Consider the following 14,175-nt stretch of genomic DNA (forward strand, 5'->3'; position numbering starts at 1 on the left):
ACCCTTGATGACACCTCGCTCCACGCCTCCCACCCCCCGCTAATTTTTCCCCGCCCGGTTCGTTTTATAGGGACGACGTGCCTTTGTGCTTCCCGCCTATTGCTCCGGACTCCAAGAAATGAATGCTGAAGACTCCTTGAAACTTGCTCGCCGGTTTATCGGGTTGCCCCTGGAAAAACGCCAGGTTTTCCTACAGGCCCTGCAAAAAGAAGGCGTGGACTTTTCCCGGTTTCCGATTCCTGCAGGGGTGGACGTGGAGGACCGCCAGGTGCTGTCCTACGCGCAGCAGCGCATGTGGTTTCTCTGGCAACTGGACCCGGCCAGTGGTGCCTACAACTTGCCCGGCGCCGTGCGGCTAAAGGGTGAACTCAACCTCGGGGCGCTGGAGCAAGCGTTCGCCAGCCTGGTGGCTCGGCATGAAACCTTGCGCACGGTGTTCCAGCGCCAGGCCGATGAGCGCCTGATTCAGGTGGCGATAGAGCCGTCGCTGGCCGTCGAGCGTCTGGACTTCAGCACCTTGGTCCCCGATAAGCGCGAGCAGGCCGTCAATGACGCGGCAACACGTCAATCGCTGCTGCCGTTTGATCTGGAGCACGGCCCGTTGCTGCGTGTGCAGTTGCTCAAGCTCGACGCGCAGGAGCACGTGCTGCTGCTGACCCTGCACCACATCGTCTCCGACGGCTGGTCGATGAATGTGCTGATCGACGAGTTCATCCGCTGCTATGACGCCCACGAGCGCGACGAGGCGCCGCAATTGCCGGCGTTGCCGATCCAGTACAGCGACTACGCCCTTTGGCAGCGTCGCTGGCTGGAAGCGGGGGAGCAGGCACGTCAGCTGGAATACTGGCAGGCGCGTCTTGGTGATGAGCATCCGGTATTGGAGTTACCGACGGATCGCTCGCGCCCGGCCATGCCCAGCTATCAGGGCACGCGCCATAACTTTTCGATCGACGCGGGCCTGGCCATGCAACTGCGCAGTTGCGCGCAACAGCACAACGTCACGCTGTTCATGCTGCTGCTGGGCGCCTTCAACGTGCTGTTGCATCGCTACACCGGGCAGGGCGATATACGTGTTGGCGTGCCGATCGCCAACCGCAACCGCAGTGAAGTCGAAGGGCTGATCGGTTTCTTCGTCAACACCCAAGTGCTGCGCACGGAGCTGACCGGGCAGACCCGTGTTGCCCAATTGCTGCAAAGCATCAAGGAGCACGCGCTGGGCGCGCAGGACCATCAGGAGTTGCCATTCGAACGCTTGGTGGAAGCACTGAAAGTCGAGCGCAGTCTCAGCCATACGCCGCTGTTCCAAGTGATGTACAACCATCAGCCGGTGGTCGCGGACATCGCCTCGGTCAGCACCGCCTCCGGTCTGGAGCTGGCACTCGTGGAGTGGCAGGGCCGTACCACGCAGTTCGACTTGACCCTCGATACCTATGAAAAGTCCGGCACCCTGTACGCCGCGCTGACCTACGCGAACGACCTGTTCGACGCGCCCTCCATTGCGCGCATGGCCCGGCACTGGATCAGCCTGTTGCAGGCCATGGTGGCCGATGGGGAACAGCGTATCGGCGAGCTGCCGATGCTGGATGTTGATGAGCAGCAAAGCCTGGTACATCGCTGGAACCAGACCGCCGAGGCGTACCCGACCGACGTGGGTATTCATCAACTGATCGAAGACCAGGTGCAGCGCACGCCGCACGCGCCAGCCCTGGTATTTGGCGCCACCACGTTGACCTATGCCCAGCTCGACACCCGCGCCAACCAGTTGGCCCATGCCTTGCGTGAGCGAGGTGTCGGCCCGGATGTGCTGGTGGGGGTCTGCGTCGAGCGTTCCGTCGAAATGGTGGTGGGTTTGCTTGCGATCCTCAAGGCGGGTGGCGCCTACGTGCCGCTGGACCCGGAATACCCTCGGGAGCGCCTGGCCTACATGATCGAAGACAGCGGCATCACGCTGCTGCTCAGCCAGCACAGCCTGTTGGCGTTGCTGCCCGCTGAAGGCCTCCAGGTGATTGCCCTGGACCAAGCGCCGGCCTGGCTCGAGGGCTACAGCATCGAAGCGCCTGCCGTGGATATCCACGCGCTCAACCTGGCCTACGTCATCTACACCTCCGGCTCCACCGGCAAACCCAAAGGCGCCGGCAACAGCCATCGTGCGTTGGTCAACCGTCTTTGCTGGATGCAACAGGCCTATGGCCTGAATGCCAGCGATGCAGTCCTGCAGAAAACCCCGTTTAGTTTTGACGTCTCGGTCTGGGAGTTCTTCTGGCCGCTGATGACCGGCGCACGTCTGGTCGTCGCCGCGCCTGGCGAACACCGCGAACCCGCGCGCCTGATCGAAACCATTGGCCGTCACGCCATCACCACCTTGCACTTTGTGCCGTCGATGCTGCAGGCGTTTATCCATGAGCCGGGCGTACACGCCTGCACCTGCCTCAAGCGTATCGTTTGCAGTGGCGAAGCCTTACCGCTGGATGCGCAAGTGCAGGTGTTCGCCAAGCTGCCAGGGGCCGACTTGTTCAACCTGTATGGCCCCACCGAAGCCGCGATCGACGTGACCCACTGGACCTGTGTGGATGAAGGTGCCGACAGCGTGCCCATCGGCCGCCCGATCGCCAACCTCGCCACCTATGTGCTCGACGCCGAGCTGAACCCGGTGCCGGCCGGTGTGTCCGGCGAGCTGTATCTGGGCGGCACTGGCCTGGCGCGCAGTTATCACCGCCGCCCGGCGCTGACCGCCGAGCGGTTTGTGTCGAGCCCGTTCGTCAACGGCGAGCGCCTTTACCGCACCGGCGACCGCGTGCGTCAGCGAGCCGACGGCGTAATCGACTACCTCGGCCGTCTCGATCATCAGGTCAAGCTGCGCGGCTTGCGTATCGAGTTGGGCGAAATTGAAACACGCTTGATGCAGCATCCCTCGGTGCGTGAGGCGGTGGTGCTGGTACAGGGCGGTAAACAATTGGTCGCCTACCTGGTACTCGAGAACGAAGAGCCCACGGACCTCAAGGCGTGGCTGCTCAGCAGCTTGCCGGAGTACATGGTGCCGACTCACTTCGTGACCCTGGCAAAACTGCCGGTGACCGCCAATGGCAAGCTTGACCGCAAGGCGCTGCCGCTGCCCGATGCAGCGCCGCAACAAGCGTTTATTGCTCCTTCGACTGAGCTTCAAATAGCCTTGGCTGCGATCTGGGGTGATGTGCTCGGCGCCCCGCAAGTCGGCCTGGACGACAACTTCTTTGAGCTGGGCGGCGATTCGATCATCTCCATCCAGGTGGTCAGCCGCGCCCGCCAGGCGGGGATTCGCCTCAGCCCTCGCGACCTGTTCCAGTACCAGAGCGTGCGCAGCCTGGCGCTGGTGGCGAGCTTTGAACAGGCGACCGTTATTGATCAAGGCCCGGTGACCGGCGAAGCAATCCTGACGCCCGTGCAGCACGGCTTTTTCGCCCAGGCAATCCCGGCCCGTCACCATTGGAACCAGTCGCTGCTGCTCACGCCGCGCGAAGCGCTGGAGCCTGCTCGGCTGGATGCAGCCCTGACGCACCTGATCAACCATCACGATGCGCTGCGCCTGCGTTTTACGCAGCAAGCCGCTGGCTGGCAACAAGCCCACGGCGCTCCGATCACGCAATCCGCACTGTGGCGATCCACCGTCAGCACCGACGCCGAGCTGGCTGCGCTATGCGATGAAGCCCAGCGCAGCCTGGACCTGGAGCACGGCCCACTGTTACGCGCAGCCTTGGTGCAGATGGTCGATGGCAGCCAGCGCCTGCTGCTGGTGGTCCATCACCTGGCGGTCGACGGTGTTTCCTGGCGCATCCTGCTTGAAGACCTGCAACAGGCTTATCGCCAAGCCGCATTGCCGGCCAAGACCAGCAGCTACCAGCAGTGGGCGCAGCAGTTGCAGGCCCATGCGCACACTCTCCAGGACCAACTGCCTTTTTGGCAGGCGCAGTCCTGCGACGCTGACCTGCCGTGCGACAACCCTCAAGGTGGCCTGCAGAATCGCCTGGGCGCCAAGCTCGAAACCCGTCTCGATGCCGAGCAAACCCGCCAACTGCTGCAGGACGCGCCGGCGGCCTATCGCACCCAGGTCAATGACCTGTTGCTGACCGCGTTGACGCGGGTGATCAGCCGTTGGAGCGGCCAGGCCGGCGCGTTGATCCAGCTGGAAGGCCATGGTCGCGAAGACCTGTTTGACACCCTCGATCTAAGCCGCACTGTCGGTTGGTTTACCAGTTTGTTCCCGGTGCGTTTGCAGGCCCATGGCGATCTGTCGAGCGCGATCAAGTCGATCAAGGAGCAACTGCGCGCCGTCCCGGACAAGGGCGTGGGCTACGGCCTGCTGCGCTACCTGGGCAACCCGCAATCGCACAAGACCCTGGCTGGTTTGCCCGCGCCGCGCATTACCTTCAACTACCTGGGGCAGTTCGACCGCCAGTTCAACGACTCGGCACTGTTCGTACCGGCCGCGCAAGGCAGCGGCCAGGCTCAAGACCCTGAAGCCCCATTGGCCAATTGGTTGACGTTGGAAGGGCAGGTGTACGGCGGGGAGCTGTCCCTGCAATGGGGCTTCAGCCGTGAGATGTTCAAGGCTGCGACCATTCAGCGCCTGGCGGATGAGTACGCCACGGAACTCAAGGCGTTGATCGAACATTGCTGCGAAACGCCGGCAGGGCAGGTGACGCCGTCGGACTTCCCGCTGGCACGCCTCACCCAACAGCAGCTGGACGCACTGCCCGTACCCGGCCCGCAAATCGCTGACCTTTACCCACTATCGCCAATGCAACAGGGCATGCTGTTCCACACGTTGTATGAGCCCGAGGCGCAGGCCTATATCAACCAGCTTCGCCTGGATATTGAAGGCCTGGATCTGCTTGCCTTCGGCCGTGCGTGGCAAGCGGCGCTGGACCGGCATGACATCTTGCGCAGCAGCTTCCACTGGCTGGGCCTGGACAGTGCCCACCAGGTGATCCAGCGTCAGGTCGACGTGCAATTGCAAGTGATCGAAGACGTGGCTGTCGACTTCGATGCGCTGGCCGATGCCGAGCGTTCACGCGGTTTCGAGCTAAACGCCGCGCCGCTGTTTCGCCTGATGTTGGTTCGCGGCGCCGGGTCCACCTGGCACTTCATCTTCACCAGTCATCACATCCTGATGGATGGCTGGAGTAACGCGCAGCTGCTTGGCGAAGTCATTGCCCACTATGCAGGCCAGGCGCTGGCGGCGCCGCTGGGGCAGTTCCGCGATTACCTCGGCTGGCTGCAACAGCAACCCAGCGGCGAGACCTTCTGGAAAAATGCCCTGGCGCCGTTGCAAGCGCCAGCGTTGCTGGCCCAGGCCCTGCGGGCACCGGTCGACGGCGTGGGCATGGCTGACCATCAAGTGGCATTGGGCAACGACTTTACCCAGGCCCTCGGCGAGTTCGCCCGCCAACAAAAAGTCACGCTCAATACGGTGCTGCAAGGCGCCTGGAGCCTGTTGCTGCAACGCTACACCGGCCAGGATTGCGTGGCGTTCGGCGCCACCGTCGCCGGGCGTTCAGCGCCATTGCCGGGAATCGAGCAGCAACTGGGCTTGTTCATTAACACCTTGCCCATCATCAGTGCCGCCTCGCCCGCTCAATCGGCCAGCGCTTGGCTCAGTGAGTTGCAAGCCCTGAACCTCAGCTTGCGCGACCATGAACACGTGCCGCTCTACGACATACAGGCGTGGGCCGGTCAGCAAGGCGCGGCGTTGTTCGACACCTTGCTGGTGTTTGAAAACTTCCCGGTGGCCGAAGCGCTCAAGCAAGGCGCGCCCGCAGGCCTGACATTCGGCCGGCTGCACAACCATGAGCGCACTCACTACCCGCTGACCCTGGGCGTCGAGCTGGGTGTCAGTCTGCGCCTGGAATTCAGCTACGACCGAGCCCGCTTCAGCGAGCAACAGGTCACGCGGTTGGGCGCTAACCTGCGTCACCTACTGACGCAACTGGTGGCGGACGCGCACGTACCTTTAGGCAACTTGCAGCTGCTGGATGCCGACACACGACACGAGGTGCTCGCACTCAGCCAATCGCTCGGCGGTGCCCAGCGTCATCAGCGTGTGCACGAGCGCATCGCCGCGCAGGCCCACGCCACACCTGACGCACTGGCGGTACAGGCGGGCCGTGAGCGCCTGAGCTATGCCCAGCTCAACGCGCGAGCCAACCGTATGGCCCACCGCCTGGTGGAACTCGGCGTAGGGCCGGGCCAACGGGTGGGCCTGGCCAGTCTGCGTGGGCCGCAGTTGATCGTCAGCCTGCTGGCGGTGCTCAAAACTGGCGCGGCCTACGTGCCGCTGGACCCAAAATACCCGGCCGAACGCTTGGCCTACATGCTGGCGGACAGTCGCCTGGACCTGCTGCTCAGCCAAACCGGCTTGCTCACCGATCTGCCGCTGCCGCAAGGGCTGATGCGCGTGGCGTTCAGCGCGTGCGGTGAAGAGCTGGCCAATTACCCGGCGACCAATCCAGCCAACTCGGCGGCGGCTGCCGACCTGGCCTACGTGATCTATACCTCCGGGTCTACCGGCCAGCCCAAAGGCGTGGCCATCGACCATGCCGCCCTCGGCCAGTTCTGCGACAGCGCCGAGGCGTACAGCCGCCTGTGTGCCGAAGACCGCGTGCTGCAATTTGCGACGTTCAGTTTCGACGGGTTTGTCGAGCAGTGCTACCCGCCGCTGTGTGTGGGCGCTGCCTTGATCATGCGCGGCGATGAACTGTGGGACGTCGGGCAGCTGGCACAGGAGATCGTCGAGCAGGGTGTGACCCTGGCCGACTTGCCGGCGGCCTACTGGTACCTGCTGGCCAAGGAATGTGCGCTGGACCGCCGCACCTTGGGCAACCTGCGCCAAGTGCATGTGGGCGGCGAGGCCATGTCGGTGGAAGGCGTGCGCGCCTGGCACGCGGCGGGGCTGGGCGATGTGCGCTTGGTCAATACCTATGGGCCGACCGAGGCGACGGTGGTGTCCAGCGTGCACGAGTGCCAACTGGCGGATGCCAGTGATGCGTTCGGTGTGCCGATTGGTCGGGCGATCGCAGGTCGCTCGCTGTATGTGCTCGACAGCGGGTTCGAGCTGCTGGCCACCGACGGCGTCGGCGAGTTGTGCATTGGCGCCGAAGCGGGCCTGGCCCAGCGTTATTTCGACCGCCCGGCATTGACTGCTGAACGCTTCCTGCCGGACCCGTTTTCCAGTGTGCCGGGCGCACGGCTTTACCGCAGCGGCGACCTTGCCCGTTACAACGAGGCAGCGGTGTTGGAGTACGTCGGGCGTATCGACCATCAGGTGAAAATTCGCGGCTACCGCATCGAAATGGGCGAAATCGAGGCCTGCCTGCAAGCCTTGCCGCAGGTGCGTGAAGCCGCCGTCATCGCCCAGCCGAGCGCTATCGGCATGCAATTGGTCGCCTATGCAGTGCCTGCCCATGGGCAGACTCTGGATGCGCAAACGCTGGCGGCAACCTTGCGCCAATCGTTGCCGGACTACATGGTACCGGGCCACTGGGTGCTGCTCGCCGCGTTGCCGTTGAACCACAATGGCAAGCTTGATCGCCGTGCGCTGCCGGCGCCCGACCTGAACCTGCGTCAACAGGCTTATGTGGCGCCACAAAGCCCACTGCAAATGCAGTTGGCAACGATCTGGCAAGTGGTGTTGCAGGTCGAGCAGGTGGGCCTCACGGATCACTTCTTCGAGCTGGGTGGCCATTCATTGCTGGCCACCCAGGTGATTTCCCGTGTGCGGCATGAGTTGAAGCGTGAAGTCCCGCTGCGCGCACTCTTTGAGCAACCGACGCTGGAAGTATTCGCCACGCTGTGTTCAGGCTTGCATCAGCAGAGTGCGCAACCGCTGGTGGCCCTGGAGCGCGGGCAGCCGATGGCGCTGTCGTTCGCCCAGGAACGCCAATGGTTTTTGTGGCAGTTAGACCCTGCCAGCGCGGCGTATCACGTGCCCACGGCGTTGCATCTGCGCGGCGAACTGGATATCGGCGCGCTGGAGCGTGCATGCCAGGCGCTGGTGTTGCGCCATGAACCGTTGCGCACCACTTTTGTTGAAGACGGTGAGCAGACCTGGCAGGTAATCCATCCCGCTCTGGCAATGCCTGTCGAGCAGGCGAGGGCAGAGGCTGCGACGCTCCAGCAGTGTGTGGAGCAGGAAATTCAGCGCCCATTCGACCTGCGCAGCGGCCCGCTGATGCGCGTCAAACTGCTGGTGATCGCACCCGAACACCATGTGCTGGTCATCACTCAACACCACATCATCTCCGACGGTTGGTCGATGCACGTGATGGTGGATGAGCTGGTGGCGCTGTATCAGGGCCAGGCTCAGTTGCCGGCACTGCCGATCCAGTACGCCGACTATGCCGTGTGGCAACGCAACTGGATGGCGGCAGGTGAAAGACAGCGCCAGCTCGACTACTGGCAACGGCGCCTGGGCGATGAGCATCCGGTGCTGGAACTGCCCCTGGACCACCCGCGTCCGGCGGTACAGAGTTATCGGGGCGCGCGGCAGCAGGTCCAGCTTGACCCTGCGCTGGTGAACGACCTGAAGGCGCTGGCCCAGCGTGAGGGCGTGACACTGTTCATGCTCTTGCTGGCCTCGTTCCAGACCCTGCTGCATCGCTACAGCGGCCAGTCCCGGCTGCGCGTCGGGGTGCCGATCGCCAACCGCAATCGCCTTGAAACCGAGCGGCTCATCGGCTTTTTCGTCAACACTCAGGTGCTTCAGGGCGACCTCGATGGGCACATGGCCTTCAGCCAATTGCTTGCCCAGGTCAAGCAGCGCGCCCTGGAGGCGCAGGCCCATCAGGATCTGCCATTCGAGCAGTTGGTAGAAGCGCTGCAACCGGAGCGCAGCCTCAGCCATAACCCACTGTTCCAAGTGATGTTCAATCATCAGGACACCCTGCGGGCCGGCCCTGTGCGCCTGCCAGGCCTGGCGTTGCAGCCGCTGGATTGGGCAGGCCACACCACGCAAGTTGACTTGAGCCTCGAAACCGAAGAATCCGCTGAAGGCCTGTGGGCGTCACTGACCTACGCCACCGACCTGTTCGAACCCGCGACCGTGGAGCGCTTGGCGCAGCATTGGCAGAACCTGTTGCGCGCCGTCGTGAGTGATGCTTCGCAAGTGTTGGATGAACTGCCGATGCTCAGCGCGCAGCAATGGCAACAGACCGTGCATGGCTGGAACGACAGCACCGTCGATTACCCACAGACGCGCTGTGTGCATCAGCTGTTTGCAGCGCAAGTGTTGGCAACGCCGGGCGCGAGTGCACTGCAATTCAATGGCGACGCCCTGAGCTACCGCGAACTCAACTGCCGCGCCAACCGCCTGGCTCATCGTCTGATTGCGGCGGGCGTTGGCCCTGACGTGTTGGTGGCCGTGCATGTCGAGCGCTCGGTAGACATGGTGGTTAGTCTGTTGGCGACCCTCAAGGCGGGTGGCGCTTATGTGCCGCTCGACCCGCAGTTCCCGGCAGATCGACTGGCCTTCATGCTGGAAGACAGCCGCGCCCGGGTGTTGCTGACCCAACCACACTTGAACGGTCGCCTGGCACAACCGGACGGTCTGCAGGTGCTGTGGGTGGACGCGGTAGACGCGAGCGGTGCCGACCATGACCCGCAGGTAAATATCACGCCGGAGCATTTGGCTTACGTGATCTACACCTCCGGTTCCACCGGCAGGCCCAAGGGTGTGATGGTCCGTCATCAGGCGCTGTGCAGCTTTGCCTGCGGCATGGCCGGTAGCCTGGAGATTGGCTCCGACGCGCGGGTGCTGTCGCTGACCACTTTCTCGTTCGACATCTTCGCCCTGGAACTCTACGTCCCACTGATCGTCGGCGGCACGGTGCTGCTGAGCGGCCAGGCACTGGCCCTCGACCCGGAGGCGATTATCGATCTGGTGCACAACCAATCCGCCCGTGTGCTGCAGGCCACCCCATCGACCTGGCGCATGCTGCTGGAAAGCCCGCGCGCCCACCTGTTGCAGGGCATCAAGTGCCTGTGTGGCGGCGAAGCGCTGCCGGTCGACCTTGCCCAAGGCTTGCTCGATCTGCGGGGCCCCGTGTGGAATCTCTATGGCCCGACGGAAACCACTGTCTGGTCGGCTGCCCATCGTCTGTCAGAAGCGCAGCCTTTTGTCGGGCGACCGATTGCCAACACCTCGTTGTTCATTCTCAACGCCGGGCTGACGCCATGCCCGCAGGGCGCTGCCGGTGAATTGTTGATCGGCGGCGTTGGCCTGGCGCGCGGCTATCACGCGCGACCATCGCTGACCGCAGAACGCTTTGTGCCCAACCCTTATGGTGCCCCGGGCGAACGCCTGTACCGCAGCGGCGACCTCGCACGCTATCGCCCCGACGGCGTGGTCGAGTACATCGGTCGGGTTGATCATCAGGTCAAGGTGCGCGGCTTCCGTATCGAGCTGGGCGAAATCGAAGCCTGCCTGCGCGAACACGCGGCAGTGCGTGAAGTCGTGGTGCTGGCTGAGAACGACCGCTTGATCGCCTACCTGGTGACTTTCGCTGCCGAACAGCAGGCAGCGCTGCGTAACCAGTACAAGGCAGCGTTGCGCGAGCGCCTGCCGGACTACATGGTGCCCGCACAGCTTATATTCCTTGATAGCCTGCCATTGACCCCGAACGGCAAGCTCGACCGCAAGGCGCTGCCCAAGGCAGATACCGAGCTGTTGCTCGAAGCCTTTAAGGCGCCTGTCAGTCAGCGCGAACAGCAAGTCGCGGCCATCTGGGCTGATGTGCTGGAGGTGCCGCAAGTGGGCCTCGACGATCACTTCTTTGAGCTGGGCGGACACTCGCTGCTGGCCACGCGAGTGGTGTCGCGAGTACGCCAGGCACTGGCGCTGGAAGTCGCGCTCAAGACCCTGTTCGAACAGCCTGTGCTCAGTGACTTTGTGCGTGCATTGGGCGAGGAGGGCGTCACCGCACCGGCCCTGCTCAAGGCCGACCGCACACAACCCTTGCCGCTGTCTTACGCCCAGGAGCGGCAATGGTTCCTCTGGCAACTAGACCCGCAAAGCTCGGCGTACCACATCCCCAGTGCCCTGCGTTTGAAAGGCGCGCTGGACGTGGCCGCGCTGCAACGCAGTTTTGACACGCTGTTGGCGCGTCATGAAAGTCTGCGCACGCATCTGCGTCAGGAGGCCGGCGGCGCGGTGCAAGTGATTGAAGACCTGGGCTTGATCGAAATCGAACGTTGCGATACCAACGAAGCCGGGCTAAAGGGGCAGGTGGCCGAGGCCGTCGCCCAACCGTTCGACCTGCTGCGTGGGCCGTTGCTGCGGGTCAAGTTGTTGCGCCTGGCCGACGACGATCACGTCGTGGTGCTGGTACAGCATCACATCGTCTCCGATGGCTGGTCGATGCAGTTGATGGTCGAGGAGTTGGTGAAACTGTATGCGGCTTTCAGCGACGGCCACACGCCGCAGTTGCCGACCTTGCCGATTCAGTACGCCGACTACGCGCTGTGGCAGCGCAATTGGATGGAAGCCGGCGAGAAAACGCGCCAGCTGACTTACTGGCGTGAGCAGTTGGGCGGCGAGCAGCCGGTATTGGAGCTGCCGTTCGACCATCAGCGCCCAGCGATGCCAACCCATCGTGGTGCGCGTCTCGGTGTTGAGTTGAAGCCGCAGCTGTTGGCCGGTTTGCGCAGCCTGGCGAACCAGGCTGGAGTCACGTTGCCGATGGTGTTGCTGGCGGCCTACCAGGCCTTGCTGCATCGCTACAGCGGCCAGGAAGACGTGCGCGTCGGGGTGCCAATCGCCAACCGCAACCGCCTTGAAACCGAGGGGCTGATTGGTTTCTTCGTCAATACACAGGTGCTCAAGGCTGACATCAACGGCCAGATGAGCGTGGCGCAACTGTTGCGTCAGGTGCGCCAACGGTCCCTGGAAGCGCAGGCTCATCAAGACCTGCCGTTCGAGCAACTGGTGGAAGCGCTGCAGCCCGAACGCAGCATGAGCCTGAGCCCGTTGTTCCAAGTGCTGTTCAACCACCGCGTGACGTCGGCAGGCATTCATTTGCAGCGTTTGTCCGGGTTGCAGGTCGAGGTGTTGAGCTGGGATGAAGGCGTCGCCCAGTTCGATTTGGCGCTGGATGTGGAGGAATCCCGCGAGGCGTTGCGTGCATCCCTGAGTTACGCCACCGATCTGTTTGCACACACCACCATCGAACGCATGGCCGGGCATTGGCAGAACCTGTTGCAGAGCATGGTGGACGATCAGCAGCAGGCCATCGGGCAACTGAACCTGCTCAGTCTTGATGAGCAACAACACATTCTGCACCTGTGGAATTGCACTGGTTCGGGCTTCTCGGCCAAGCGCCTGGTGCACGAAATGGTCGCCGACCGTGCTCGGGAAACACCCGATGCGGTGGCGGTGAAGTTCGATGCGCAAACGCTGACGTACGGGGAGCTCGACGGCCAGGCCAACCGCCTGGCGCGTGCGCTGATCGCCCGTGGTGTGGGCCCGGAAGTGCGCGTGGCCATCGCCATGCCGCGCAGTGCCGAGATCATGGTGGCGTTTCTGGCCGTGATGAAATCGGGTGGCGTGTATGTGCCGCTGGACGTGGAATACCCGCGTGATCGCCTGCTGTACATGATGCAAGACAGCCGCGCGCAACTGTTGCTGACTCACACCCGCGTGTTGCAGCAATTGCCGATACCTGAAGGGCTGAACACACTGGCGATAGATCGCACCGAGGACTGGGCCGATTACAGCAACACCGCACCAGAGGTCGCACTGGACGGCGACAACCTCGCCTACGTGATCTACACCTCCGGCTCCACCGGCATGCCCAAGGGCGTGGCGGTGTCGCACGGACCGCTCGTGGCGCATATCATCGCCACCGGCGAACGCTATGAAACCGGCCCGGCCGATTGCGAACTGCACTTCATGTCCTTCGCCTTTGACGGTTCCCACGAAGGCTGGATGCACCCGCTGATCAACGGCGCCAGCGTGCTGATCCGCGATGACAGCCTGTGGCTGCCGGAATACACCTACGCGCAAATGCACCGCCATAACGTGACGATGGCGGTGTTCCCGCCGGTGTACCTGCAACAACTGGCCGAGCATGCCGAACGCGACGGCAACCCGCCGGCCGTGCGCGTGTATTGTTTTGGTGGTGATGCGGTGGCGCAGGCGAGCTACGACCTGGCCTGGCGTGCGCTCAAACCGACCTACCTGTTCAACGGTTACGGCCCCACCGAAACCGTGGTCACGCCGCTGCTGTGGAAGGCGCGCAAGGGCGACACTTGCGGCGCGGTCTATGCGCCTATCGGCACGTTGCTGGGCAACCGTAGTGGCTACGTATTGGACGCGCAGTTGAACCTGCAACCGATCGGCGTGGCCGGTGAGTTATACCTGGGCGGCGAGGGCGTGGCCCGGGGTTATCTGGAGCGTCCGGCGCTGACCGCGGAGCGTTTTGTGCCGGACCCGTTCGGCAAACCCGGCAGCCGTGTGTACCGCAGCGGCGACTTGACCCGTGGCCGCCCGGACGGCGTGGTGGACTACCTGGGCCGTGTCGACCATCAAGTGAAGATTCGTGGTTTTCGCATCGAGCTGGGTGAAATCGAGGCCCGTCTGCGCGAGCAGGACAGCGTTGGTGAAACCGTGGTGGTGGCGCAGGAAGGGCCGACCGGCAAGCAGCTGGTGGCGTATGTCGTACCGGCCGATCCCGCGCTGATCAACCAGGCCGAATTCCGTGACACCCTGCGCCGTGCGCTCAAGACCCGACTGCCGGATTACATGGTGCCCACGCACTTCATGTTCCTGGCGCAAATGCCGCTGACTCCCAACGGCAAACTCGACCGTAAAGGCTTGCCCGCGCCGGATGCGAGCCTGATGCAGCAACGCTATGTGGCACCCGAAACCGAACTGGAGCAGCAGATTGCGGCGATCTGGGCCGAAGTGCTGCGCCTGCCGCAAGTGGGCCTGGATGACAACTTCTTCGAAGTCGGCGGCCATTCCTTGCTGGCGATCCAGATTACTTCGCGGGTCCAGGTCGAGTTGGGCCTGGAAGTGCCATTGGTCGAAGTGTTCCAGACCGAAACGTTGCGTGCCTATGTGCAGGCCGCCGCCACTTTCCGCGCGGGCAGCGTGGAAGATTTTGATGATCTACGTGACTTTTTGAGCGAACTAGAGGCGATTTGAAC

At 63.3% G+C, this 14,175-nt stretch carries 1 protein-coding gene; it reads left to right on the forward strand.

The features are described 5' to 3' along the window. The first annotated feature begins 118 nt into the window (after positions 1-118). Positions 119-14,173 carry a non-ribosomal peptide synthase/polyketide synthase gene (locus ACLBW8_RS16685; protein WP_447805873.1) on the forward strand — a complete coding sequence of 4,685 codons (14,055 nt, stop codon included), beginning with the start codon at positions 119-121 and terminating at the stop codon, positions 14,171-14,173. The last annotated feature ends 2 nt before the right edge of the window (positions 14,174-14,175 follow it).

It is taken from the genome of Pseudomonas sp. M5A4_2d (genome assembly GCF_053345295.1).